Genomic DNA, 25,314 nt, shown 5'->3' on the forward strand with positions numbered 1-25,314 from the left:
GGCCTGCGGCCGGCGAGGATCAGAGCAGAACGACATCGAATTGCTCCTGCAGGTACTGCTCGTCCGCCTGGAAGCGGATGCTCTTGCCGAGGAATTCCTCCAGCTCGGCCACCGCCGCGGATTCCTCGTCGGTGATGCGCGCGACCACCTTGGTCGACGCGATCACCAGCAGGCGCGCGGCATCGAACTGGCGCACGGCACGGGTGATCTCGCGGAAGATCTCGTAGGTCACCGTCTCGGTGGTCTTGATGCTGCCGCGGCCGCTGCACTGCGGGCAGGTCTCCGACAGCTGGCGCTCCAGGCTTTCCACCGTGCGCTTGCGGGTCATCTCCACCAGGCCCAGCGGCGAGAAGTCGTACACCGTGGTCTTGGCATGGTCGCGGGCCAGCGCCTTTTCCAGGGTGCGCAGCACCTGGCGGCGATGCTCGGCATCGTCCATGTCGATGAAATCGATGATGATGATGCCGCCCAGGTTGCGCAGCCGCAGCTGCCGTGCCACCGCCTGTGCCGCTTCCAGGTTGGTGCGGAACACCGTCTCTTCCAGGTTGCGCTGGCCGAGGAACGAACCGGTGTTGACGTCGATGGTGGTCATCGCCTCGGTCTGGTCGATCACCAGGTAGCCACCGGATTTCAGCGGCACCTGCTTGTCCAGCGCGCGGCCGATCTCGTCCTCCACCCCGAACATGTCGAAGATCGGGCGATCACCGCTGTACAGCTCGATCTTCTCGGCCAGCACCGGCATGTACTTGGCAACAAAGGCCTGCAACTGCGCGAAGGTCTCCTTGGAGTCCACCTTCACCTTGTCAACGTCCTTGCGGATCAGGTCGCGTACCGATCGCAGCGGCAGGCTCAGGTCTTCATAGATGTTGCTGCACGAGGCCGCTTCGCGGCCACGACGCTCGACCACGTTCCAAACGCGCGACAGGTAGGCGATGTCCTCGGCGATGGCCTCTGCCGGCTGGCCCTCGGCATTGGTACGCACGATGTAGCCGTAGCCCCCGTGCTGCGCCGACAGTTCGGTCACCAGCGCCTTCAGGCGGGCGCGCTCGGTTTCATCCTCGATGCGTGCGGAAACGCCCACGACCTTGGATTGCGGCAGCAGCACCATGTAGCGCGAGGGAATGCTGATCTGGGTGGTCAGGCGTGCGCCCTTGGTCCCGATCGGGTCCTTCACCACCTGCACCACGATGTCCTGGCCGTCGCGCAGCAGCTCGACGATCGGCACGCTGGACGGCGGCGGCAGCGTGGTGTTCTCGGTATCGGCACTGGCCACCGGCGCCGGCCGCACCACGTCGTTGGCATGCAGGAACGCGGCACGCTCCAGCCCGACTTCGACGAAGGCGGCCTGCATGCCGGGCATCACCCGCTGCACCTTGCCCTTGTAGATGTTGCCGACCACACCCCGGCGCCAACCGCGCTCGATGTGCAGTTCCTGCAGCATGCCGTTCTCGATCACCGCGACCCGGGTTTCGCGCGGGGTCACATTGACCAGGATTTCCTCAGACATCGGCAGCCTCCCTGGCGGCATCGGCAGTTGTGGCCGGCACGCCGCAGCGCGCCAGCAGACGATCGGTATGCAGCAATGGCAGCCCCATGACGCCGGAGTAGCTGCCGGAAAGATGTTCGATCCAGCGCTCGGCCCCGCCCTGGATGGCGTAGGCCCCGGCCTTGTCCAACGGCTCGCCGGTGGCCACGTAGGCGGCGATGTCGGCAGCGTCGATCGGGGCGAAGGTCACTTCGGAAATGACCAGTTCGCTGTCCAGCCCGTCCGCGCCGACCACCACCACGGCGGTCATCACCTGATGGGTACGCCCGGCAAGGCGCGCCAGCATCGCCCGCGCATCGGCGGCGTCAGTGGGCTTTCCGAACACGTCGCCATCCAGCACCACCTCGGTGTCAGAACCGAGCACCCGCGCCTGCGGGTCATCGGCCAGCACCCGGGCCAGCCCGGCGCGCGCCTTGTCGGCGGCGACCCGGCAGACATACTGTTCGGCGCTTTCAGCGGGCGCGCGCTGCTCGACGACCTCCAGGTCCAGGGCCTGGAAGGGGCGTCCGAGTCGGGCCAGCAGCTGGTTGCGTCGGGGGGAGCGGGAAGCAAGATAGAGCATCGGCACAGCATAACCTGAGGCCGCCACCTGAATCGTCGGCAACCCGTCCCGGAACGTGCGCAACCCCGAACGGGCTCACAGCGCGTTCATCGCTACGACACCACCCTCAACGGCACAACAAGGAGTTCTCCATGCGCCTGACCGCCACCCCGCTGCTGCTCGCCCTGTCCCTCGCCCTTGGAACCTCGATGACTGCCCATGCTGCCCCGTCGTCGCCGTCGATCGCCGCCCCGGCCGAAGGCACCCTGCTGAACATCTCGGCCAATGCCGAGGCGACCCGCGTGCCGGACGTGGCCACCCTGTCGGCCGGTGTGGTCACCCAGGCCGCCGATGGCAACAGCGCCATGCGCCAGAACGCCCAGCAGATGGACAAGGTACTGGCCGCGATCAAGGCCGCCGGCATCGCCGAGCGCGACGTGCAGACCAGTGGCGTCAGCCTCAATCCGCAGTACCGCTATGCCGACAACGAAGCACCGAAGATCACCGGCTACCAGGCCAGCAACACGGTCAGCCTGAAGGTGCGTGACATCGCCAAGCTGGGCAAGGTGCTGGATGCACTGGCTGCGCAGGGCGCCAACCAGATCAACGGCCCCAGCTTCGAGATCGACCAGCCGGAACCGGTCTACGACGAAGCCCGCCTGGCTGCACTGAAGAAGGCCCAGGCCCGCGCCCAGACCTATGCGAAGTCGCTGGGCCTGCAGGTGCGCCGCATCGTCAGCATTTCCGAGAACGCCGGCGGCGGCTACCGCCCGATGCCGATGATGCGGGCCATGTCGGCCGGCGCGGCGATGGACAAGGCCACCCCGGTCGCACCGGGTGAATCGACCGTCTCGGTCAACCTGGACGTGGTGTTCGAACTGGGTCGCTGATTCCGTTCGCCATTGCCGACAACGGCGGATCCCGCAGGGGGTCCGCCTTTTTCATGCCCGCAGCCGGCGTTGGCTGAAGGCCAGCCCAACGATCGCCCCCCTGCCTCTAGGCAGTGGCCGCCCTGTCGCGCTACTGATGGACTGCCAGCCGCGTGCGGCAACCCCGCCACGGGCCCTGGTGCGTTGAGGACTTCGTCACTGGCATGGAGGTAGACCATGGTTCGTACGTATCCCGTTGCATCCCCGCACTTCGACCCCGCCCGCGTTGCCGCCTGGAGCGCGGCCATCGCCCTGCATCTGCTGGCCTTCCTGTTGCTGCTGATCCCGGCGACCTACCAGGCCGTGCAGGCCCCACGTGACAAGACTGCGGTCAGGCTGATCGAGAAGATCCCGCCACCGCCCACGCCGCCGGTTCCGATTCCGCCGAAAGAGATCGTCCAGGTGGTGCCGAAACCCCGGACGCAGCCAGTAGCACCGCCACTGCCTGCACCCACCGCGACCGTGGAGGAGACCCAGGGCATCGCACTGCCGGCCGCCGAACCGGCCCCGCCCCAGCTGGCACCGAGCATCGATACCTCCACGCCTCTGGCCGGCGCCCAGCTGCAGTACCGCAGCGCCCCGCCGCCGGCCTACCCGCTGGCGGCACTGCGCAACCGCGAGCAGGGTACGGTGCTGTTGCGGGTAGAGGTGGACTCCCACGGGCAGCCGGCGGTGGTCAGCATCGAGCGCAGCAGTGGCTCGCGCAGCCTGGACCAGGCCGCACGCCAGCAGGTGCTCAGGCACTGGCGCTTCGAGCCGGCCCAGCGTGATGGCGTGGCCGTGCCGGCCATCGGCATGGTGCCGGTGCAGTTCTCGCTGCCGGACTGAGGTGATCGCCGGCCCGGCTGCTTGCCGGGCCGGCGCTTCCGTCCGGGCGGGTACGGACGGAACAGGATCAACTGTTATTGATTAAGCAAAAATTCACGACTTCGTCACCTGTCGGAAACCTAGATTGGTCCGTCCCGGAATCTTCCGGAGACAGCCCTCAACGCTACGGTTTTCCAGTTAGGAGAGAAGCTGTGAAACACCTGATCCAGCGGCCCGCCAGCCGCCGCCGCACCACCCTGGCATCGTCCATCACCCATATCCTTACCGGCGGCACGCTGCTGCTGGTTGGCGCCGTGGCTTCCACCTCCGCTTTCGCGCAGGAAAAGGCCACCAACCTGGACCGCATCACGGTCACCGGTTCGAACATCCCGCGCACCAACACTGAAACACCGTCCCCGGTGCAGGTGGTGACCCGCCAGGAAATCGACCGTACGGGCAAGACCACGGTTGCCGAGTACCTGCAGACCATCACCGCCAATGGCGCCGGCTCGATTCCCAAATCGTTCGGCAACGGCTTCGCCGGTGGTGGCGCCGGCATTTCGCTGCGTGGCCTGGGCGCGGGTTCGACCCTTGTCCTGTTGAATGGCCGCCGCATGGCCACCTACGGCCTGGCCGATGACGGCCAGAAGGTCTTCACCGACCTGAGCACCATCCCGCTCGACGCCGTTGAACGTGTGGAAGTGCTGAAGGATGGCGCGTCGGCGATCTATGGTTCCGACGCCATCGCCGGCGTGGTCAACATCATCCTGCGCAGCGACTTCCAGGGCGCGATCCTTCGCGGCTCCTACGGCCTGTCCGGCGACAGCGATGGCGATACCAAGAAGGCGACCCTGACCGCCGGTACCGGCGACATGGCCACCGACGGCTGGAACGCTTTCTTCAGCCTTGACGTCGGCAAGAGCGACGCGATCAAGATCAGCGACCGCAAGAACCGCAAGTGGATCGGCACCGGCGACACCCGCCAGTGGGGCTATGGCAACAATGCCCAGTTCCTGGGCGGCGCCTTCCTCAGCGGCAAGACCCGCGGCGGCGTTGGTCCCAATGGCTCGGTGTACGACGACCGCAATGTCACCGACACGAATCCGGCCACCCTCGTACCGCTGCCGGGCTGCCAGGGCTTGACCACCATCGGTGGCCAGACCGACGCCTCTGTCGCCGCGCAGGGCTGCCTGTGGGATCCGGCACAGCTGTATCGCGATATCTCGCCGGAAGAGAAGTACGTCAACGTGTTCGGCCGCGCCAGCTTCGCGTTCGGTGAAGGTGGCGAAATCTACACCGAGATCGGCTACTCGAAGAAGGAAACCACCTTCAGCAACACGCCGTCCGCCGCGTCCGGCGGCTGGGGTTATCCCGGCGGCCCGGTCAACGGCAACAGCGGTCCGGGCGCCGTGGTGCTTGGTCCCAATCATCCTGACCGGCCTGCCGGCCTCGGTACTGGCCCGTTGCGCCTGCGCTATAGCGCTTGGGACGTCGGCCCCCGCGTGACCGACAACACCAACGAGTTCAATCGTTTCCTGGTCGGCGTCAAGGGCAACTGGGGTGATTGGAGCTACGACACCGCCTACCTGCACTCGGGCACCGACCTGGTCAACGAGCGCACCGGCTTCCTGCGCTACAGCGCCGTGAAATGTGCACTGGGTGACGCGAACTGTGCCGGTGGCGTATGGCGCATTGGCGACAACGCCAACCTGAACTCCCAGGCGCTGTATGACTACATCTCGCCGAAGATCAGCGCACGTGCCAAGTCCAGCCTGGATATGTTCGACTTCACCGTGTCGCGCAGCCTGATGGACCTGAAGGGTGGCCCGCTGGGCCTGGCGATCGGTACCGAGTGGCGCAAGACCAGCAACAGCCTGACCCCGCAGACCTACACCGACACGGGTGACATCATCGGCCTGGGCTACTCGGCCTACGACGGCACCCAGAACGTGTACGCCGGTTACGTCGAACTGTCGGCACCGGTGTTGGAGCAATTGGAACTGTCCGCCGCCCTGCGCTACGACAAGTATGAAAGTGGTGAAGGCAAGGCCACGCCGAAGCTGGGTGTGAAGTGGACGCCGGCCGACTGGATCGCCCTGCGCGCCAGCTACGCCGAAGGCTTCCGTGCACCGAACCCGGCCGAGAACGGCGACGGTGGCCTGGCCGCGTTCTCCACGGCCTCGGATCCGATCCGTTGCCCGGACGGTGAAAACCCTGCCCCGGGCGCTTCGCCGGACGACTGCGGCTCGCAGTCGGTTGCGATCATCACCCGTCCGAACAAGGACCTGAAGCCGGAAGAGTCGAAGAGCTACTCGGTGGGTATCGTGCTGCAGCCTACCCGCTCCACCTCGCTGACCGTCGATGCCTGGGAGATCAAGCGCACCAACGAGATCGCCCAGGGCGATACCGATGACGCGATCCGGGCTGGCAACGTCCTGCGCGACAACAACCTGCTCAACGGCGTCGCCGGTACCGGCAGCATCCTGGCCGTCAACACCGCCTACATCAACGCCAGTTCCTCGCGCGTTCGCGGTATCGACACCGACATCCGCCAGACCTTCGACATCGGCCCGGGCCAGCTGGAGATGGATCTGCAGTGGAGCCACCTGCTGAAGTTCGAGCGCACCAGTGGTACCAGCACCGATGACTTCCTGGGCACGCACGGCAACTGCGACGTGACCAACTGCATCGGCACGCCGAAGGACCGCATCAACTTCGGTACCACCTGGAAGCAGGGCCCGTGGAGTGTCAGCGGCGTGGCCAACTACATATCCAGCATGGAAAACACCGACAAGCGCGGCGGCAAGTACCAGTTCTTCTATGCTGACGGCTCGCCGGTGAAGAAGATCTCTTCGTTCACCACCTTCGACCTTTCCGGCCGCTGGGCAATCACCGAAGCGTTCGAGCTGAATGCTTCGGTCGAGAACGTCTTCGACCGCATTGCTCCGCTGGATCCGCTGACCTATGGCGGCGTGAACTACAACCCGATGCACTTCAGTGGTGCCATCGGTCGCTACTTCACCGTCGGTGCCAAGTACACCTTCAAGTAATACAGGCAACACCTTTCAACGCAGCAACTTCGAAGGCCCGGGCAGCTGCCCGGGCCTTCGTCGTTCCGCCCCTTGCAGGCATGTTCACGGGCACATGGCTACCGTGTGCACGCGGCATCACCGCCGCAGGGGATCTGCATGGCCGCAACTTCGCAACGCCTGGGCCTGCCCGCGTTGACTGCACTGGTGGTCGGCTCGATGGTCGGCGCCGGCATCTTTTCATTGCCGCAGAACGTGGCGCGCAGCGCCGGGCCTGCCGCCGCACTGATCGGCTGGGCCCTGAGCGGCGCGGGCATGCTGATGCTGGCCTTCGTATTCCAGGCGCTGGCCAACCGCCGGCCTGATCTCGATACCGGCATCTACGCGTACGCACGCGAAGGCTTCGGCAACTACATCGGCTTCTCCGCTGCGTGGGGCTACTGGGTCGCCTCGGTGCTCGGCAACGCCAGCTTCTTCGTGCTGATCTTCAGTGGCCTGGGCCACTTCATGCCCGTGTTCGGCGAAGGCAATACCCCGGCCGCCGTGGCCGCATCCTCATTGCTGTTGTGGACCGTGCACCTGTTGGTGCTGCGTGGCCTGCGCACTGCCGCCATCGTCAACGGCCTGGTGACCGTGGCCAAGTTGCTGCCGATCGCCCTGTTCCTGGTCCTGGCCGCCGGCGCGTTCCGCATGGACGTGTTCCGCGCCGATTTCTTTGGCACGCCCGCACTGGGCGATCTCGGCCAGCAGCTGCGCGGCATGATGCTGGTGACCGTGTGGGTGTTCATTGGCATCGAGGGCGCCAGTATCTACTCGCGGCGCGCCGCACGCCGTGCCGACGTGGGTCGCGCCACGGTGATCGGCTTCCTCGGCGTGTGGCTGCTGCTGGTGCTGGTCAGCCTGTTGTCGATGGGCGTGCTGTCGCAGGCGGAACTGGCCGGACTGCCTAATCCGTCGATGGCCTATGTGCTGCGTGCCATTGTCGGCGAATGGGGCGCGACGGTGATCATCATCGGTTCGATCATCTCCGTTCTCGGTGCATTGCTGGCCTGGGTGCTGCTGTGTGCCGAAGTGCTCTATGCCGCCGCAGGTGACGGCACCATGCCGGCCTTCCTGGGGCGTGAGAACGCGCGCGGGGTGCCGGCCAATGCACTGTGGTTGAGCAACGGGCTGATCCAGTTGTTCCTGCTGCTGGTGCTGGTCAATTCCGGCAGCTATACCGGGCTGGTGCTGCTGGCCGCGTCGATGAGCCTGGTGCCCTACTTCCTGTCCACGGCATTCGGCGTACAGCTGGCCTGGCGTGGGCAGGCCTATGCCGGTGAACCAGGCGTGCGCTGGCGCGATTTCGTGGTCGCACTGCTGGCCAGCGCCTATGCGCTGTGGCTGGTGTATGCCGGCGGGCTGGACAACCTGCTGCTGTCGGTACTGCTGTACGTGCCCGGCGTGGTGTTGTTCGCATTGACCCGGCACCAACGCGGCGAACAGGTATTTACGCGTTGGGAAGGGGTACTGTTCGCTGCGATCCTGATCGTGGCGATTGCTACGCTGGTGGCGTTCTGGCGAGGCAATCTCACGCTGTAGACCCGAGCCCAGGCTCGGCTGGTTCATCCGCAGCAGCCGAGCATGGCTCGGCTCCACAACAGCAGTCGCGCAAGCTCGCCCCTACAAAGACGCAAAAAAAAACCTGCATCTCGCGATGCAGGTTTTTCAAGGTGGCGCCCGAAGTTGGACTCGAACCAACGACCCCCTGATTAACAGTCAAGTGCTCTAACCGGCTGAGCTATTCGGGCAGACGACTAGTATAACCACTCTTCACGCGCGATGGTAGGGGTGATTGGCAATCATTGCGGCAGCCCGATACAGCTGCTCGGCCACCACCAGGCGCACCAGCATGTGCGGCAGCGTCAGCGGGCCGATCGACCACTTCTCATCGGCCAGCGCGGACACCTCCGGCGAATGCCCTTCCGGGCCACCGATCAGGAACGCCAGGTCCCTTCCCTGCCCACGCCAGTGTTCCAGGCGCTGCGCCAGCTGTTCGGAACTCAGCTGTCGCCCTGGCACATCCAGCGCCACCACATAGGCGTTCTTGGGCAGCGCGGCGATGACCCGCTTGCCTTCATCTTCGGTGGCGCGACGCGGATCGCGCCCCTTGCCACGCAGGCCGGGCTCGATTTCCACCAGCTCGAACGGCAGCCAGTGCGACAGCCGCTTCTGGTACTCGGCGAAGCCCTGCGCCACCCAGCTGGGGGCGCGTTCACCGGTGGCGATCAGGCGGGCTTTCATCAACGGTCCTCCAAAACGTCGACGGCGCCATCGGCGCCGTCGAAGGGATGCATCAACGCGTGGCTCAGGCCACTTCGTCGTCGCTGGACGGCGGCTGGTCGCCGACGGTCCACAGGCGCTCGAGAGCGTAGAACTCACGCACGCGCGGCAGCATCACATGGACGATCACGTCGCCCAGGTCGACCAGCACCCACTCGGCTTCGCGCTCACCTTCCACGCCCAGCGGCATCACGTCGATGTTCTTGGCGAAGCGCACGACTTCGTCGGCAATCGACTTGACGTGGCGGGTCGAGGTGCCCGAAACGACGATCATGTAGTCGGCAACGCTGGACCGGCCGCGCACGTCGATCTCGACCAGGTCCTTGGCCTTCAGGTCTTCGGTGGCTTGGCGGACGCTGGCCAGCAGTTCCGGCACGGACGGCGGCGGGGCTGGGCAGATCGACCTTGATGGTCTGGGGCTGGGTCTGGTTGCTCAAAGTGGATCGACTCGATAAACGTGGGGGCGATTATACGGGGATGGCGCCGCTGCGCCATTCACGGCCTGGCCGGGCGGTACAGCCCGTGTGCAGCCACATAGTCCGCCACGCCGGGTGGCAGCAGGGCGCGCCAGGGGCCGCCGGCGGCGATCTGCGAGCGCACGGCGCTGGCCGATTCCTCGCGCAGCGGGTGGTGCAGGCGCAGGATGCGCCCGGCCGGGCTGGCGAACAGGGCCTGCTCGGTGTCGGCCCAACGCCCTTCCAGCGCCCGGCCCAGCTCGCCATCCACCGCGGCCTGCAACGGACTACCCGGGCGCTCCGCCACCACGAAATGAGCCAGCCCGAACAACGCCTCCCATTCGTGCCAGCTGGACAGGCCAAGCAGGCTGTCGGCGCCGACCAGCCAGGCCAGCGGCCGGCTCGGCCCCAGCTCGCCGCGCAGCTCGCGCAGGGTGTCCACGGTGTAGGACGGCCGACCGGGGAAACGCGCCGCGCGTTCCAGCTCGCGGCGGTCCAGCAGCAGGCCTGGTTCGTCGCCGATGGCCAGCGACAGCATGGTGCAGCGCTGCTCGGCCGTGGCGCCGGGCACGGCACGGTGCGGCGGATCGGCCGCCGGCAGCATGCGCACGGCAACCTGCAGTTCGTCACGGGCAGCCCGCGCGATCGCCAGGTGCCCGAGGTGCACCGGATCAAAGGTGCCCCCGTAGTAGATCCGCAGGCTCATTGCTCAGGCCCGCGCCAGCAGGCGCACGGCACGCGGTTCGGCCACAGCCACCAGCAGGCGCTCCAGCGCCAGCCAGGCATCACCGTCGGCGCGCCCCTTGGCGATACGGTCGACCAGTCCCGCTTCAGCCACGAAGCGCTCCCAGCGCTTGCTTTCCGGATGCCGCTGCAGCGCGCGCTTGTACGGCGCCTGCCGCGATTCCCAGATGCCGCGCGATTTCATTTCGGCGGCCAGGTTGCCACCACGGGCCTGCACCCGGGCCAGGCCAGCACCGGCCAGCAGCTCGCGGATCACCATCGGCATCAACGCAGCCACCGCCTCACCCTCGCCTCGCAGGCCGGCCAGCATGCGCAGCACCGCCGGCGGTTGCCCGGAGAATGTCGCCTCCACCAGCCGGAACACGTCATAGCGGGCGGCGTCGGCCACCAGCGACTCCATGCGCTCCACATCCAGCGGCTGGCCATCGGCCAACAGCGCCAGCTTGTCGATTTCCTGGGCGGCAGCCAGCAGGTTGCCTTCCACCCGCTCGGCCAGGCGCTGCACGGCGGCCGGGTCCGCGCGCAGGCCCTTGCCACGCAGGCGGCGCTCGATCCAGTCCGGCAGTTCGTGCGGCTTGATCGCCCACGCCACCGACAGCACGCCGATGCGGTTGACCGCTTCGGCCCACTTGCCCTGGTGCGCCTTGCTCCATTCGTTGGCGGTGATCATCAACACCACGTCCGGCGCCGGATTGGCGCAGAACTGGCTGATCACCTCGGCACCGTCCTTGCCCGGCTTGCCGCTGGGCAGGCGCACCTCGACCAGGCGACGGGCGCTGAACAGGCTGGGGGCATTGAAACTGGCGTCGAGCTGGTTCCAGTCGAAATCACGCCCATCGGCGTCGAACACTTCACGTTCGCCAATGCCCGAGGCGCGCGCACGTGCGCGGATGGCGTCGGCCGCCTCCAGCACGCGCAGGGTTTCCGGGCCGGCAATCAGGTAGACCGGCGCCAGCGCGGTATCAGCGCCCTGGCTGGCCAGCTGCTCCGGACGCAGTTCCATGCGCGCGGCTCAGTGCTTGGCTGCGGGGACCGGCTCGGCCGGTACCGCGCCTTCGATCGGCTTGTCCTTCGGCGCCGACAGGCTGCCGCCCTTCTCGATCTCGGCACGCACCACGCTGTCGATGCGGCGGATGATCGAGGCGGACATTTCCCGGCGCAGTTCATTGGCCAGGATTTCACGTTCGGTGGTGGTACCGGTGGCGTCGGTCGGCGGCGACACGTAGTCGCGCGACAGCTCGATCACCTGCTGCGGCACCAGTTCGCTGCCGTCTTCGCGACGGAAGATGAAGATCACCGCGTAGCGCAGGCTGTATTCCTGCGCACGGCCCTGCGAGTCGATGGCGATCGGCAGGTCGCCCCAGCGCTCGGACAGTACCTGCAGCTGGGCGCTGGGCTCCTTGCTGTCCTCATCGGCCAGCCTGGCGCCGGAGGCCAGCAGGCTGCGGTTGAGCAGCTTGACCAGTTCGCTGTACGGCGCAGTGGAAACCACCTTCACCGGTGCTGTGTCGGTCGGCAGCATCAGCTTGTTGCGCAGATGGAAACCGCAGCCGGCAAGGCCGAGGACAAGAACGAGGGCAAGCAGGATTCGGGTCATGGAGACAGTCTGGCGGAGCCGGGCGATCACGGCAACAGACAGCGTGCCCGAAGCCGCGTGAATGCAGGGCCATCAAACGCCGGGCCCTGCACCGGAATGGTACCGGCCACCACGCGGGTGGCCGGTACGGGGTACATCAGGCGGCGACGATGTTCACGATCTTGCCCGGCACGATGATGATCTTGCGCACCGTCAGGCCTTCCATGAACTTGGCCGCGTTGGGCTCGGCCAGGGCCAGCGCCTCGACCTGCTCGCGCGCGGCGTCGGCTGCCACGTCGATGGTGCCACGCAGCTTGCCGTTGACCTGCACGGCCAGGGTCAGCGCGTCGCGCACCAGCGCACCGGCATCGGCCTGCGGGAACGGCTGGTCTTCCAGCAGGGTCTCGCCATGGCCCAGCACCTGCCACAGGGCATGGCTGGCGTGCGGGGTGATCGGGTTGAGCAGCAGCACGATGGCCTGCAGCGCTTCCTGGCGCACCGCGCGCCCCTGCGCACTGCCGTCCTCGAACTTGGCCAGCGCGTTCATCAGCTCCATCACCGCGGCAATGGCGGTGTTGAAGCTGTGGCGGCGGCCATAGTCGTCACCGACCTTGCCGATGGTCTCGTGGGTCTTGCGGCGCAGTGCCTTCTGGTTGGCATCCAGTGCTGCAACATCCAGCGCCGGAGCGGCGCCATCGGCAGCATGCTTCTGCACCTGGGCCCACAGGCGGCGCAGGAAGCGGGCCATGCCATCCACACCGGCTTCGTTCCACTCCAGCGACTGTTCCGGCGGCGCGGCGAACATCGAGAACAGGCGCACGGTGTCGGCGCCGTACTTGTCGACCATCGCCTGCGGGTCCACGCCGTTGTTCTTCGACTTGGACATCTTCTCGGTGCCACCGACCACCACCGGCTGGCCGTCGGCGATCAGGGTCGCGCCGGTGATGCGGCCGCGCTCGTCGCGCTGCACTTCCACATCGGCCGGGTTGATCCAGTCCTTCGAGCCATCCGGGTTCGGGCGGTAGTAGGTCTCGGCAATCACCATGCCCTGGCACAGCAGGTTGCGCGCCGGTTCGTTGCTGTCCACCATCCGCGCGTCGCGCAGCAGCTTGTGATAGAAGCGGAAATACATCAGGTGCAGGATCGCGTGCTCGATGCCACCGATGTACTGGTCGACCGGCAGCCAGTAGTTGCCGCGCTTGTCGACAGCATCACGGGCACCCGGCGAGGTGTAGCGGGCGTAGTACCAGCTCGACTCCATGAAAGTGTCGAAGGTGTCGGTCTCGCGCTCGGCCGCACCGCCACATTCCGGGCAGGTGGTCTTGCGCCATTCCGGATCGGTCTTGATCGGCGAACCGGTACCCGAGAATGCCACGTCCTCCGGCAGCACCACCGGCAGCTGCTCTTCCGGCACCGGCACCGCACCGCACTTGGCGCAGTAGATCACCGGAATCGGGCAGCCCCAGTAGCGCTGGCGGCTCACGCCCCAGTCGCGCAGGCGGTAGTTGACGCGGCGCTGGCCCTGGGCCTTGCGCTCGAATCGTTCGGCCAGGGCTTCGAAGGCACCCTGGAAATCCAGGCCATCGAACTCGGCCGAGTTGACCAGCTCGAAGGCACGGCTCTTGTCGCTGTACCAGTCCTGCCAGCGGCTGCCATCCCAGGTGCGCTCTTCTTCGGTGCGCGCATCCTTCAGCGCGATCACCTGCTTGATCGGCAGGCCGTACTTGTTGGCCACTTCGTTGTCGCGCTGGTCATGACCCGGCACAGCCATCACCGCGCCGGTGCCGTAGCCCATCAGCACGAAGTTGGCGACCCACACCGGCACCGGCTCGCCGGTGACCGGATGCAGCGCACGCAGGCCGGTGTCCATGCCGCGCTTTTCCTGGGTTTCCAGTTCCGCCTCGGACACGCCACCCTGCTTCAGGTCGGCCAGCATCGCGGCCAGTTCCGGGTTGTTCTTCGCCGCATGCAGCGCCAGCGGATGTTCGGCGGCGATCGACACGAAGGTCACGCCCATCACGGTATCCGGACGGGTGGTGAACACGCGCAGCGGATCCAGCACGCCGCCGTCAACGTCACGTACATCGAACTGGATTTCCAGGCCCTCGGAGCGGCCGATCCAGTTGCGCTGCATGGTCTTGACCGAATCCGGCCAGCCGTCCAGCTCGTCCAGGCCGTCCAGCAGTTCCTGGGCGTAATCGGTGATGCGCAGGAACCACTGCGGGATCTCGCGCTTCTCGACCAGGGCGCCGGAGCGCCAGCCGCGGCCGTCAATCACCTGCTCGTTGGCCAGCACGGTCTGGTCGACCGGGTCCCAGTTCACCACCGCATTGCGGCGGTAGGCCAGGCCCTTGCGCATCAGGCGGGTGAACATGCGCTGCTCGTGGACGTAGTAGTCCGGGCGGCAGGTGGCGAACTCGCGCGACCAGTCAACGGCATAGCCCATGGCCTTGAACTGGCCACGCATGTGCTCGATGTTCTTGTAGGTCCAGGCCGCCGGTGCGGTCTTGTTCTTGATCGCGGCGTTTTCCGCCGGCAGGCCGAACGCGTCCCAGCCCATCGGCTGCAGCACGTTGTGGCCGGTCATGCGCTTGTAGCGGCTGATCACGTCGCCGATCGTGTAATTGCGCACGTGGCCCATGTGCAGCGCACCGGACGGGTACGGAAGCATCGACAGGCAGTAGTACTTCGGCTTGTCCGAAGTCTCGTCGACTTCGAAGGCACGGGTGGCGTCCCAGTACTGCTGGGCGGCGGATTCAACCTGCTGCGGGTCGTAGGCGTTGGTTTCAGCGCTGGTCATGGAACACGCGGATGCGGCGGCAAAGCGGTACAGCGTACCGCAGTGCGGCAAACGTCTCCAATCCCGCCCGCTGAAGGCCGGCTCCGCGAGCGCCCGAGGCTGGTCTCAGCGCGGCCGCGACAACGGCAGGGCCAGGGCCAGCCAGGCCGTCCAGCAGGCGAACGCAAGCCGTTGTGCCAGCGGTGCCGCCAACACGCCCTGCAGGGCAAACGCCGCCAGCGCGGCCAGTACGCCACAGGCGAGCGCCACTGCGCCCAGCGCGCGGCCATGCGCCTGGCGCAACTGCGACGTGCCCAGCAACAGGGTCCCGGCAACGAAACCCAGCACCCAGATCATCCAGGCGCTGGCATGCAGCTGGCTGGCCGGCCCGTGCAGGTCATCCACATCCAGCGGCAGCAGTCCCATCGCGGCGAACGCCAACCCGGCCAGCAGCAGCATCTGGCTGCCCACCCGGGGCGCCCAGCCGGCGGTTGCCGGCAGCCCACGGCGCAGGCACTCGGCCACAACCACCGCCAGCAGGCCCGGCAGCACGAAGCCCAGCAGATTGAAGGCCAGCGCATGCGGCACCCCCTGTGCACCCAGCAGCGCCACCGGGTGGCGAGCCTGTGCGTAGCCATCCAGGCCGGCGCCGAAACCGAGCACCGCCAGCACGAACAGCAGTGCGGCGACCAGACCGGACAGGCGCAGCAACGGGGACAGGGACGACATGCAGGCTCCGGAAAGGACGGCGACAGGAAGGCGGCATTGTCAGGCATTTACTACAACCCGGGTTGAGACCGGCATCGATCGTCACCATAGAATCAGTCTCCAGACGCCAAACGATGCTTTCCCCCATGACCGAGACGACCTACGTATTCGACGCCACCACTGCGACCTTCGAGGCCGAAGTCCTGCAGAAGTCGCTGCAGACGCCGGTGCTGGTCGACTTCTGGGCCACCTGGTGCGGGCCGTGCAAGACCCTCGGGCCGATGCTGGAAAAGCTGGCAGCCGAGTACAACGGCGCCTTCGAACTGGCCAAGGTCGACGTCGACAAGGAACAGCAGATCGCCGCCGCCTTCCAGATCCGCTCGGTGCCGACCGTGTTCCTGGTGAAGGGCGGCCAGCTGGTGGACGGCTTCCCGGGGGCCATCCCGGAAGGCCGGCTGCGTGAATTCCTGGCCCAGCACGGCATCGTGCCGGCCGACATCGGCGACGCCGTCGCCGAAGACGAAGCGCCGCTGGACCCGCAGGCGCAGGTGGACGTGCTGCGCGCGCAGATCGCCGCCGAGCCGGACAAGGACGAGCTGAAACTCGACCTGGCGCTGGCCCTGCTGCAGATCGGTGGCGTGGATGAAGCCGGTCTGCTGATCGATGGCCTGCCCGCCAACCTGGCCACCGACGACCGTGCCGTGCGTGCACGCGCCCGGCTGTCCTTCGCCTCGGCCCTGAAGGACGCCCCGGCCGCCGAAGTGCTGGACGCGCGCATCGCCGCCGATGGCAAGGACCTCAAGGCACGCCACCTGCGTGGCGTACAGCTGCTGCTCGGTGGCCACGACGAAGCCGCGCTGGCCCAGTTCCTGGAAATGCTGCGGATCGACCGCACGTTCGAGGACGGACTGCCGCGCAAGGCCCTGATCGACGCCTTCAATGTGATCTCCGACGAGGACTTGGTCGGCCAGTACCGCCGCCGGATGGCCTCCCTGCTGTTCTGAACGGGAACCCACTTCGTTCAGAATCCCTGCACTGAACGCGGGCAATAATGCGCGGGATGGCGGCCGTACGGTCGCCACGATCCGTTCGGGGGGATGAGGTCGGGGCCATGGGGTCTTGCAGCTGCGCCCCCGCATTGCCGGGATTGCAAACTGTGACCTTCGTTCGCTCGCTGTCGTTCGCCATGCGCTTCCAGGGCGCGCTGCTCTGCGCTCTTCTCTTCCTGCCGGCCATGGCCGCCGCCCAGGACTGGAACTACCGGGTCCGTCCCGGCGATACCCTGTGGGATCTGGGAGGCCTGTACCTCAAGCCCTCGGTGCGCTGGCAGCAGCTGCAACAGCACAACCGCATCGACAACCCCTACCAGCTGCCACCGGGGCAGCTGCTGCGCTTCCCGATCAGCTGGCTGCGCATCGAACCGGCACCTGCCCGCGTGCTGTCGGTGCGCGGCAAGGTCGAACTGTCAGGCGCCGATGGCAGCGCCTCGCGCGCGATACTCGCCGGGGAACAACTTCGCATCGGTGACACCGTGCAGACCGAAGGCGACTCCAGCGTCACGCTTGAATTCGCTGACGCCTCGCGCCTGCAGCTGCGCGAGTACTCCCGGCTGCGCCTGGACCAGCTCAGCCGCTACGGCCACACCGGCATGGTCGATACCCGCCTGCGCCTGCAGCAGGGCCGCGCCAGCAATCGGGTGACACCTGCCCGTGGCCCGGCCTCGCGCTACATCATCGATGCACCTACGGCGACCAGCAGCGTGCGCGGCACCGTCTTCCGGGTCAGCGCCGGTGACACCGGCCAGGTGGCTGCCACCGAAGTACTGCAGGGCAAGGTGCAGGTCGGCAACACCCACGGCAAGCGCCTGGTCCAGCCTGGACAGGCCAGCCGCAGCAGCAGCGCCGATGCCGCACCGGACGCTGTCTCCGCCCTTCTTCCAGCGCCGCAGCTGCGTAGCGACGAGGTGCGCCTGGCGCCCCTGCCGACCCTGCTTGCCTGGGACCCCGTCGACGGCGCCGCGCGCTACCGCGTGGAAGTGGTACAGGCAGCGACGCCGGAAATCCTGCTGTTTGCCGCCACCACCGCCGACACCCGGCTGGCGATCGGTGACCTGCCCCCCGGCCAGCTGCGCATCCTGTTGCGCGCGGTGGATGCACAGGGCGTGGAAGGCCTCGACGCCAGCGCCGATTTCGAACTCAGCGACCAGCCCCCGCCGCCGCTCACCGTGGCCCCCCTGCATGGGCAGACCGTCAACAGCGACCGCCCGCGCTTCCGTTGGAGCCAGGCGCCGGGCGCGCGCAGCAGCGTGCTGCAGATCGCCACCGAGCCGAGCTTCGTGCAGCCACTACAGGAACAGAGCACCCCAGGTACCGACCTGCGCCTGGCGCAGCCGCTGCCGCCCGGAGAGTACTTCTGGCGGGTGGCGTCGCGCGACGGCAACGGCCATCAGGGCCGCTACGGCCAGGCCCTGCCCCTGCAACTGAGCAATGAACCGGTGGACCCTGCCCTGCAGCCGCCTGAGGCCGCGCATGGCGAACTGACCCTGCGCTGGCAGGCCGGCAGCGAAGGCCAGCAGTACCGGGTGCAGGTGGACCGTCGTGGCGACTTCAGGGCGCCCCTGGTCGACCAGACCGTGAGCGAGCCGCAGGTCAGCTTCAAGCGGCCGTGGAGCGGCACCCTGCATGTGCGTGTGCAGTACATCGACGACGATGGTCATGCGGGTGAGTACTCACCGGCCCAGCAGATCAAGCTGCCCTGCCGCCTGTGCTACGGCGCCGGTGGTGGCGCCCTGCTGCTGTTGCTGTTGTTATGAGGCGCTCGCCGCTGCCGTGGCCGAAGCGGATCCTGCTGGCACTGCTGGCCGGGGTGCTGACGGTGATCGCCAGCCAGGGCCAGTGGCTGTGGCGACAGGACGAAGCGGCCTACGACGCCATGGTCGGCAACTGGGACTACCGCCCCGACCCCAGCGTGCTGATCGTGGCCATCGACGAGGGCAGCCTGCAGCGCATCGGCCAATGGCCCTGGCCCCGCTCGATCCATGCCCGCCTGCTCGACCGGCTGACCGATGCCGGTGCCGAGCGCGTCGCACTGGACCTGATGCTGTCCGAACCTGATCGTCGCGACAGCCGCCAGGACGATGAACTGGCCGCCGCGATACGCCGCAACGGCCGGGTGGTGCTGCCGGTACTCGCGGCACCGGCCGCCGGCGACCGCATGGCCGAGGAAATGCTGCCGATTCCGCAGATCGCGGCCAGTGCCGCAGCTATCGGCCACACCGATGTGGAAGTGGATGGCGATGGTGTCGCGCGCGGCGTGTACCTGCGTGCCGGCATCGGCCAGGCCCACTGGCCAGCACTGGGCCTGGCGCTGGCCGACCTGCCGGCGGGCGCGGTGCACGGCCTGCCCGACCCCGACCCGGAGATCGGTTCGCCCTATCAATGGCGGCGCAACGACTACGTGCGGGTGCGTTATGCCGGACCGCCCGAACGCCTGCCGCAGGTGTCCTATGCCGATGTGCTGGATGGTCACGTGGACATGGCGATGCTGCACGGCCGCCGCATCGTGGTGGGCATGACCGCCAGCGGCATCGCACCGCGGCTGCTGACCCCGACCACCCGCGAGTTCTGGATGAGCGGCAGTGAGTACCAGGCCAACATCGCTTCGATGCTGCTGCAGCACAAGCAGATCGACCTGCTGCCCCGCCTCTGGCAGCACGCCATCAGTGGCGTACTGGTGGCACTGTGCGTGATCCTGCTCGGCCTGCGCCTGCCCTGGCTCTCGGCGCTGTGCTCGCTGCCGCTTCCACCGCTGCTGAGCTGGTTGCTGTTGCGCGCCGGTGACCTGTGGTGGGCACCGGCCAGCGCAATGCTGGGCATCCTGCTGGTGCTGCTGGCCTGGGCGACCTGGCGCGTCTCGGCCTGGCACCGCCTGGCCAACCGCGATGCGCTGACCGGTCTCGGCAATCGCCTGCGTTTCGAGCAGTCGCTGCAACAGGAATGCGATGCCGCGCGACGCAGTGGCAAGTCCTTGAGCCTCGCACTGATCGACGTTGACCATTTCAAGCGCCACAACGACCGCCACGGCCATCAGGTCGGCGACCGCGTGCTGCGCGATGTTGCACGCCTGATCGGTGCGCATGCGCGACGCCCTCGCGACATGGCCGCGCGCTACGGTGGCGACGAGTTCGCACTGGTGCTGCCCGATACCCCGGCCGAGGGCGCGCGCCAGGTCATCGAGGACCTGATTGCCTGCGTGCGCGCACTGCCGGCGCCCGGTGACGGCAGCGAAGCAGGCGTCACCCTCACCATCGGCGTGTTCACCCGCGTACCCGACGGCACGCTGCAACCACACCATTTCGTCGAAGGCGCCGACACCGCGTTGTACCAGGCCAAGGCCAACGGCCGCGACGGGTATGTCATCGACGGCGAGGCGTGACCCTCGCCGCCCGGGGTGCAACATACGCATGCGAATGGTTAGACTGGGCGCCTCGCCCTGCGCCCCCGGACCCGCATGAACGCCCGCCTGTTCCGCTTCGGTATCAATCTCTGGCCGCCGTTCCTGTTCACCGGCATCCACGTCACCCGGGTCTCGCCGGACTACCGGCAGATCGACGTCGAACTGCGCATGCGGCCCTGGAACCGCAACTACGTCGGCACGCATTTCGGCGGCAGCCTGTTTGCGATGACCGATCCGTTCTGGATGCTTGGCCTGCTGCACATCCTCGGCCGCGACTACTACGTGTGGGACCGTGCCGGCGCCATCGATTTCCTCAAGCCCGGCCGCGGTACCGTGCGTACGTCGTTCCGCATCGACGACGCACTGCTGGACGAACTGCGCGCCGAAGCCGCCGCTGGTGACAAAGTGCTGAGATGGTTCAGCAATGATGTCGTCGATGAAAGCGGCGAGGTGGTCGCCCAGGTGCGCAAGCAGGTCTACCTGCGGTTGAAGCCACACGCACGCTGAGCGCGCTTCAGTCGCGTCCCGCAGCAGTCGAAGCCGATTCCTTCTGCAACGGCACCGACAGCCACGGGTTCTCTTCAGCGCTGCGCGCTGGAGAGCGACGCGGCACCTGCAGGTGGCGGCCGTCGGCCGACAGCTGCGGCGCCCGCACCGGCGAGCGGAACTGCACCGGCAGCCGCTGCAGTGCGTCCACCGGATCATCCGTCTGCTGCCGCAGCCAACGCTGCGCCCCCAGCAGCCGCACCATCGCCGCGGCATCCTGTGGCCGTGACGAATAGGCAGGATAGATCGGCGCGGCGATATCGGTCAGCACGCAGCCCATGACGTTCGACAGGCAGCCGAAGTCATGCTGCGGTGGCGCCGGCACTGGCAACGGGCGATCCGCTTCCAGCGCCGACGTGGCTGCCGCGCCACAGGCCCAGCCGAGATTGCCGGCCGCGCGGGCCAGGGTGCTGCTGCGATCCAGCACCAGCACGCCGCCGAACTCCCGCGCCGATGTCTCGATCGCCGCCCGGCTCATCGCGTACTCACCCTGCATGGCACGGCACAGGCTCTGTTCCTCGGCCCGCAGCGGCTGCATGGCCTGTTCGCACTCCGCCGGCAAGGGGTGGTCGGCCGGCAGTTCGACCAGCATGTCGGCCAGCAGCTGGGCATTGGCCTGCACCAGGCTGGCACCGATGATGCTCTCGACCAGATAGCTGCTGCCGGGCAACAGCCGCCGGCCCAGTTGCAAGCCACGGCAGGCACCTCGCAGGGCACCGTCGATATCGCCCTGCACGTACGCCAGCGCGCGTGCACTGGTGGCGTCCATCACCACGCCATAGGTCGGCAACGGAACCAGAACGCCCTCGCCCTTCGGCGGGAACGGCGACATGAAGTAGTCCGCTTCGCCCAGCTGATCCAGCCGCGCATGCAACTGCTGGTGCCCAGCATGGGCCTCCACGAAGCGTTGCGGGTCCGCGCGGACCTGGGCGAGGCAGCCGCTGGCGGCCGGCCCGCAACTGGCACCGGGCCGCGAGCGCAGCTCAGCATGGTTGGCCACCAGGTGTGTCTGGCCGCCGCTGCTGCCCCGCAGGTCGGCCTCCCAACGGCGCACGTCCTCGGCCAACGCCTGCTCGCGCTGGCGGGCATCCAGATCGTCGAACGGCAGCGTCCACAACAGGGCATAACCATTGTGGCCAGTCGCCGGCAGGCGTGCTTCCAGTCGCTGCTGCGCCTGCAGCCGCGATTCGGGCACCGGCCACATGCGCGAAGCGCACCACACCACGATGGCCAGCACCAGCAGGCCTGCCAGGGTCCAGCCCAGTCCGCGCAGAATCTTCAACACAGCTTCCCTTCCATGTGCCGTTGCCACAGTCGATTCCCCAGCGTAATCGACCGGCAGTGACCGCTACAATGCGCGCATGTCGCTCGAAGCCCCCGCCCTGGTCCCCCGCCCCTCCCTGCAGCGCCTGTTCCTGACCGGCCTGCTGACCCTGCTACCGATCTGGCTGACCTGGGTCGTGGTCAAGTTCGTGTTCGTGCTGCTGTCGGGCATTTCCAGCCCCTTGGTGGTACCGCTGTCCGAGCAGATCGCGACAAGCTTCCCGCACTACCTCGGCTGGGTCCGCGCCGAATGGATCCAGGACACCATCGCCCTGCTGGCCACCCTGCTGGTGATCCTGGCGGTGGGCGTGGCCAGCCGCCGCGTGCTCGGCCAGCGCCTGCTGCGCTGGGTGGGCGCGGTCATCAAGCGCATTCCGCTGGCCAGCATCATCTACGACAGCGCCAAGAAGCTGCTGGACATGCTGCAGACCGAGCCGGGCAGCACCCAGCGCGTGGTGCTGATCGACTTCCCGCACCGCGACATGAAATCGGTCGGCCTGGTCACCCGCGTGATCAAGGAACACGGCACCGACCGTGAGCTGGCCGCGGTGTATGTGCCAACCACGCCGAACCCGACCTCGGGCTATCTGGAAATCGTGCCGGTGGAACTGCTGACGCCGACCGACTGGACCGTCGACCAGGCCATGAGCTTCATCATTTCCGGCGGTGCCGTGGCGCCGTCCAGCGTGCCGTTCACCCGTGCCGGCGAACGCACCGGCGAACACACCGAATGACCCCGGCGCCGATCGAGCGCCCGCTGCAGGACCGCGCGGTCCTGCTGTTCATCGTGCTGGCCGCGTTCTTCTGCGGCAATGCGGTGCTGGCCGAGCTGATCGGGGTGAAGATCTTCGCGCTGGAAGACACCCTGGGCATCGCTCCGCTGAACTGGAACCTGTTCGGCCAGACCGGCTCGCTCAGCTTCACCGCCGGCACCCTGTTGTGGCCGGTGGTGTTCATCATGACCGACACCATCAACGAGTTCTTCGGCAAGCGCGGCGTGCGCTTCATCTCGTGGCTGGCGGTGGTGCTGATCGGCTACGGCTTCCTGTTCGCCTTCGCGGCTATTTCGCTGGCGCCGGCCAGTTGGTGGGTCACGTCGATGGATGGCCACGGCGTGCCCGACTACCAGGCCGCGTTCGCGGCGGTGTTCGGCCAGGGCATGTGGACCATCGCCGGCTCGCTGGTGGCCTTCCTGCTCGGCCAGCTGATCGACGTGGCGGTGTTCCATCGCATCCGCCAGGCCACCGGAGAACGCCACGTGTGGCTGCGCGCGACCGGATCGACGGCGGTCTCGCAGGTAGTCGACAGCTTCGTGGTGATCTGGATCGCCTTCGTGCTGGGCCCGCAACACTGGCCGACCTCGCTGTTCCTGGCGGTCAGCAGCGTCAACTACATCTACAAGATGGGCTTTGCGATCGCCCTGATTCCGTTGCTGTACCTGATGCGGCGTGCCATCACCCGCTATCTGGGTGCCGAGCGAGCCGCATCGTTGCGCGCCGCCGCTGCGGCTGACTGAAGCCCCAGCAGCAAAAAGCTGACTGCGCCTTAACGCTGGCCGTACGCGGCCGGATCGTGCAAGCTCCACGGTCTGTGTTCCACGGAAGCTCCTGATGCCGCATCCCACCCGCGCCCTGGCCGCCGCCATCGCCGCGTTGTTCCTGTTCAGCGCCGTGCCGTCGGCCGAAGCAGCGAAAAAGAAGGCCAGCCGCCCTGCCGCCGCGCAGACCCGCCAGGCCGCCAAGCCCAAGGCCCGGCCTGCCCGCGCTACCGCGCCGGCCCGTGGCAGTTCGGCGCGCCGCGCCACGCCGCGTCCGGTCGCACCGGCCCGCGCCGTACCCAAGCAGGTGCAGCTGGAGCGCCTGTATGACGAATACTGGGATGCCTCGATGCGGTTGAATCCGCTGCAGGCAACCTTCCAGGGCGAGGCCCGCTACAACGACCAGCTGCCCAACATCCTGTCCGCCGCGTGGCGCCAGCAATCGCACGACTTCACCACCGAGTGGCTGGGCAAGGTCGAGAAACTCGGCAGCGACGGCCTGCAGGGCCAGGACCTGCTCAGCTACGAGATCTTCGTGCGCGACGCGCGCGCTTCGCTGGCCGCCGAGCGCTACCCGAGCTGGATGATGCCGATCAGCCAGTACTACAACGTCGGCAGCATCATGGCGATCCTCGGTGCAGGTGCCGGCGCGCAGCCGTTCAACACAGTGCAGGACTACGACACCTGGTCGCGCCGTTCGCTCGGCATTCCCGAGCTGTTCGACCAGGCCATCGACAACATGCGCCAGGGCATGAAGGCCGGCGTGGTGCAGCCACGCGACCTGATGGAAAAAGTGCTGCCGCAGCTGGATGCAGTGATCAAGCCGACCGCCGAAGAGAGCATCTTCTGGTCGCCGATCCGCACCATGCCGAACACCATCGCGGCCGAGGACAAGGCCCGCATCAGCGCCGAATACAAGCGCATGATCGAACTGCGCATCATGCCGGCCTATCGCGCCCTGCGCGGTTTCATCGCCACCGAATACCTGCCCGCCTCGCGCACCAGCAGCGGCCTGGGCGCACTGCCCGATGGCCAGGCCTGGTACGCCAACCTGATCGTGCAGACCACGGCCAGCGACCAGACCGCCGCGCAGCTGCACGCGCTGGGCGAACAGCGCGTGCAGGAACTGCAGGCGCAGATCGCCACGGTGATGAAGGACGCCAAGCTGCGCGGCACGCCGGCCAAGCTGCTGCGCAGCATGCGCAACGACCGCCAGTTCCAGTACGGCGACGCCAATGCGTTGATCAACCGCTATCGCCAGGTGCAGCAGCAGGTCAACGCACGCCTGCCGCAGGTGCTCGATACCCTGCCCAAGTCAACGCTGGACGTGCGCGCGGTGGAACCGGAGCGTGCACTGACCGCCGCAGCAGCGGCCTACCAGCCGTCTGCGGCCGGGCAACCGGGCGTGCTGTACGTGAACACCCGCGACCTGCCCAGCCGCAAGCGCTGGAACGTGCCGGTGCAGTACCTGCATGAAGCGATCCCCGGCCACCACGTGCAACTGGGCCTGCAGCAGGAGCTGGCCAAGCTGCCGCGCTTCCGCCGCCTGGGTGGCGATCTCGCCTTCGTCGAAGGCTGGGGCCTGTATGCCGAAACACTGGGTGAGAACCTGGGCATCTACACCGATCCCTACGACCGCATCGGCTACCTGTATTCGCGCCTGCTGCGCGCTGCCCGCGTGGTGGCCGACACCGGCGTGAACGCCCAGGGCTGGAGCAAGCAGCAGGCCGTGGCCTACCTGCAGAAGACCGTGGACATGAGCAGCGATGACGCCAACGCCGAAGTCGAGCGGATCATGGCCCAGCCCGGCCAGGCGCTGTCCAACGTGGCCGGCCTGACCACCATTGTCGCCCTGCGCGACAAGGCCAAGGCACGCCAGGGTGCCGCCTTCGACCTGCGCCGCTTCCACGCCGAACTGCTGAAGGATGGCTCGATGCCGCTGGACGTGCTGGACCGCAAGATGGAGCGCTGGATGGCGCAGCCGGCCAGCGCCACGCCCGCGCCTTCACCCTGACCC

At 67.4% G+C, this 25,314-nt stretch carries 20 protein-coding genes, 1 tRNA gene and 1 pseudogene; 11 read left to right on the forward strand and 11 right to left on the reverse strand.

The features are described from left to right. Positions 1 to 19: 19 nt before the first annotated feature. Both rng and ACZK4Z_RS16180 read right to left on the reverse strand, forming a co-directional pair. On the reverse strand, positions 20 to 1,507 hold the full coding sequence (rng, locus tag ACZK4Z_RS16175; protein ID WP_010482960.1) for a ribonuclease G: 1,488 nt from the start codon (positions 1,505 to 1,507) through the stop codon (positions 20 to 22). Further along, a complete protein-coding gene (locus ACZK4Z_RS16180) occupies positions 1,500 to 2,108 on the reverse strand; it encodes a Maf family nucleotide pyrophosphatase (protein WP_032128990.1) in 609 nt (202 codons plus the stop codon). The genes rng and ACZK4Z_RS16180 overlap by 8 nt, the downstream gene beginning before the upstream one ends. A gap of 131 nt (positions 2,109 to 2,239) precedes the next feature. Between ACZK4Z_RS16180 and ACZK4Z_RS16185 the strand changes: the two genes are divergently transcribed. The 4 genes from ACZK4Z_RS16185 to arcD all read left to right on the forward strand — a co-directional run bounded on the left by ACZK4Z_RS16185 (position 2,240) and on the right by arcD (position 8,433). Next, a complete protein-coding gene (locus ACZK4Z_RS16185) occupies positions 2,240 to 2,977 on the forward strand; it encodes an SIMPL domain-containing protein (protein WP_006382138.1) in 738 nt (245 codons plus the stop codon). A gap of 216 nt (positions 2,978 to 3,193) precedes the next feature. Then, complete coding sequence (locus ACZK4Z_RS16190) at positions 3,194 to 3,844, forward strand: energy transducer TonB (protein WP_293797474.1); 651 nt, start codon at positions 3,194 to 3,196, stop codon at positions 3,842 to 3,844. 191 nt (positions 3,845 to 4,035) lie between these two features. Next, a complete protein-coding gene (locus ACZK4Z_RS16195) occupies positions 4,036 to 6,873 on the forward strand; it encodes a TonB-dependent receptor (RefSeq protein ID WP_019338628.1) in 2,838 nt (945 codons plus the stop codon). 138 nt (positions 6,874 to 7,011) lie between these two features. Beyond that, positions 7,012 to 8,433, forward strand: coding sequence for an arginine-ornithine antiporter (arcD, locus tag ACZK4Z_RS16200; RefSeq protein WP_293797478.1), 1,422 nt, complete (start codon positions 7,012 to 7,014; stop codon positions 8,431 to 8,433). A gap of 132 nt (positions 8,434 to 8,565) precedes the next feature. On the opposite strand, the gene ACZK4Z_RS16205 is transcribed toward arcD, so the two are convergent. The 8 genes and pseudogenes from ACZK4Z_RS16205 to ACZK4Z_RS16240 all read right to left on the reverse strand — a co-directional run bounded on the left by ACZK4Z_RS16205 (position 8,566) and on the right by ACZK4Z_RS16240 (position 15,457). Then, positions 8,566 to 8,642 (reverse strand) — tRNA-Asn (locus ACZK4Z_RS16205). Between the two features lie 22 nt (positions 8,643 to 8,664). Next, positions 8,665 to 9,135, reverse strand: coding sequence for a 23S rRNA (pseudouridine(1915)-N(3))-methyltransferase RlmH (gene rlmH, locus ACZK4Z_RS16210; protein WP_005418108.1), 471 nt, complete (start codon positions 9,133 to 9,135; stop codon positions 8,665 to 8,667). 64 nt (positions 9,136 to 9,199) lie between these two features. Beyond that, positions 9,200 to 9,611 (reverse strand): annotated as a pseudogene (gene rsfS / locus ACZK4Z_RS16215) (ribosome silencing factor). Positions 9,612 to 9,669: 58 nt separating this feature from the next. Next, positions 9,670 to 10,335 carry a nicotinate-nucleotide adenylyltransferase gene (gene nadD / locus ACZK4Z_RS16220; RefSeq protein ID WP_049421058.1) on the reverse strand — a complete coding sequence of 222 codons (666 nt, stop codon included), beginning with the start codon at positions 10,333 to 10,335 and terminating at the stop codon, positions 9,670 to 9,672. 3 nt (positions 10,336 to 10,338) lie between these two features. Beyond that, on the reverse strand, positions 10,339 to 11,376 hold the full coding sequence (gene holA, locus ACZK4Z_RS16225; RefSeq protein WP_032128985.1) for a DNA polymerase III subunit delta: 1,038 nt from the start codon (positions 11,374 to 11,376) through the stop codon (positions 10,339 to 10,341). Positions 11,377 to 11,385: 9 nt separating this feature from the next. After that, a complete protein-coding gene (locus tag ACZK4Z_RS16230; protein WP_032128984.1) occupies positions 11,386 to 11,970 on the reverse strand; it encodes an LPS-assembly lipoprotein LptE in 585 nt (194 codons plus the stop codon). A 136-nt stretch (positions 11,971 to 12,106) separates the two neighbouring features. After that, complete coding sequence (gene leuS, locus ACZK4Z_RS16235) at positions 12,107 to 14,749, reverse strand: leucine--tRNA ligase (RefSeq protein WP_121504589.1); 2,643 nt, start codon at positions 14,747 to 14,749, stop codon at positions 12,107 to 12,109. A 105-nt stretch (positions 14,750 to 14,854) separates the two neighbouring features. Further along, positions 14,855 to 15,457, reverse strand: a complete 603-nt coding sequence (locus tag ACZK4Z_RS16240) for a DUF998 domain-containing protein (RefSeq protein ID WP_293797487.1) — start codon at positions 15,455 to 15,457, stop codon at positions 14,855 to 14,857. A gap of 125 nt (positions 15,458 to 15,582) precedes the next feature. Between ACZK4Z_RS16240 and trxA the strand changes: the two genes are divergently transcribed. The 4 genes from trxA (at position 15,583) to ACZK4Z_RS16260 (ending at position 20,398) form a co-directional block, all read left to right on the forward strand. Then, positions 15,583 to 16,440 (forward strand): thioredoxin, encoded by an 858-nt coding sequence (trxA, locus tag ACZK4Z_RS16245; protein WP_293797489.1) that lies wholly within the window; start codon positions 15,583 to 15,585, stop codon positions 16,438 to 16,440. Between the two features lie 107 nt (positions 16,441 to 16,547). Further along, the gene (locus ACZK4Z_RS16250) at positions 16,548 to 18,248 is read left to right on the forward strand and encodes a FecR family protein (RefSeq protein ID WP_032128980.1); all 1,701 of its coding nucleotides are present in this window, start codon (positions 16,548 to 16,550) and stop codon (positions 18,246 to 18,248) included. Beyond that, positions 18,245 to 19,870, forward strand: a complete 1,626-nt coding sequence (locus ACZK4Z_RS16255) for a CHASE2 domain-containing protein (protein WP_180836605.1) — start codon at positions 18,245 to 18,247, stop codon at positions 19,868 to 19,870. Before ACZK4Z_RS16250 ends, ACZK4Z_RS16255 begins: the two co-directional genes overlap by 4 nt. 75 nt (positions 19,871 to 19,945) lie before the next feature. Next, complete coding sequence (locus ACZK4Z_RS16260; RefSeq protein ID WP_032128978.1) at positions 19,946 to 20,398, forward strand: DUF4442 domain-containing protein; 453 nt, start codon at positions 19,946 to 19,948, stop codon at positions 20,396 to 20,398. Positions 20,399 to 20,405: 7 nt separating this feature from the next. Here the strand turns inward: ACZK4Z_RS16260 and ACZK4Z_RS16265 are convergent, their stop codons facing one another. Then, entirely contained in the window at positions 20,406 to 21,722 is a 1,317-nt protein-coding gene (locus ACZK4Z_RS16265; RefSeq protein ID WP_478450918.1) for a hypothetical protein, read from the reverse strand. Between the two features lie 76 nt (positions 21,723 to 21,798). Between ACZK4Z_RS16265 and ACZK4Z_RS16270 the strand changes: the two genes are divergently transcribed. The 3 genes from ACZK4Z_RS16270 to ACZK4Z_RS16280 all read left to right on the forward strand — a co-directional run bounded on the left by ACZK4Z_RS16270 (position 21,799) and on the right by ACZK4Z_RS16280 (position 25,311). Further along, positions 21,799 to 22,494 carry a DUF502 domain-containing protein gene (locus tag ACZK4Z_RS16270; RefSeq protein ID WP_197616007.1) on the forward strand — a complete coding sequence of 232 codons (696 nt, stop codon included), beginning with the start codon at positions 21,799 to 21,801 and terminating at the stop codon, positions 22,492 to 22,494. Beyond that, a complete protein-coding gene (locus ACZK4Z_RS16275) occupies positions 22,491 to 23,276 on the forward strand; it encodes a queuosine precursor transporter (RefSeq protein ID WP_049398695.1) in 786 nt (261 codons plus the stop codon). Before ACZK4Z_RS16270 ends, ACZK4Z_RS16275 begins: the two co-directional genes overlap by 4 nt. 94 nt (positions 23,277 to 23,370) lie before the next feature. Continuing rightward, positions 23,371 to 25,311 carry a DUF885 domain-containing protein gene (locus ACZK4Z_RS16280; RefSeq protein ID WP_071228705.1) on the forward strand — a complete coding sequence of 647 codons (1,941 nt, stop codon included), beginning with the start codon at positions 23,371 to 23,373 and terminating at the stop codon, positions 25,309 to 25,311. Positions 25,312 to 25,314: the final 3 nt, after the last annotated feature.

Source organism: Stenotrophomonas sp. 71799_Sma, from assembly GCF_056482505.1.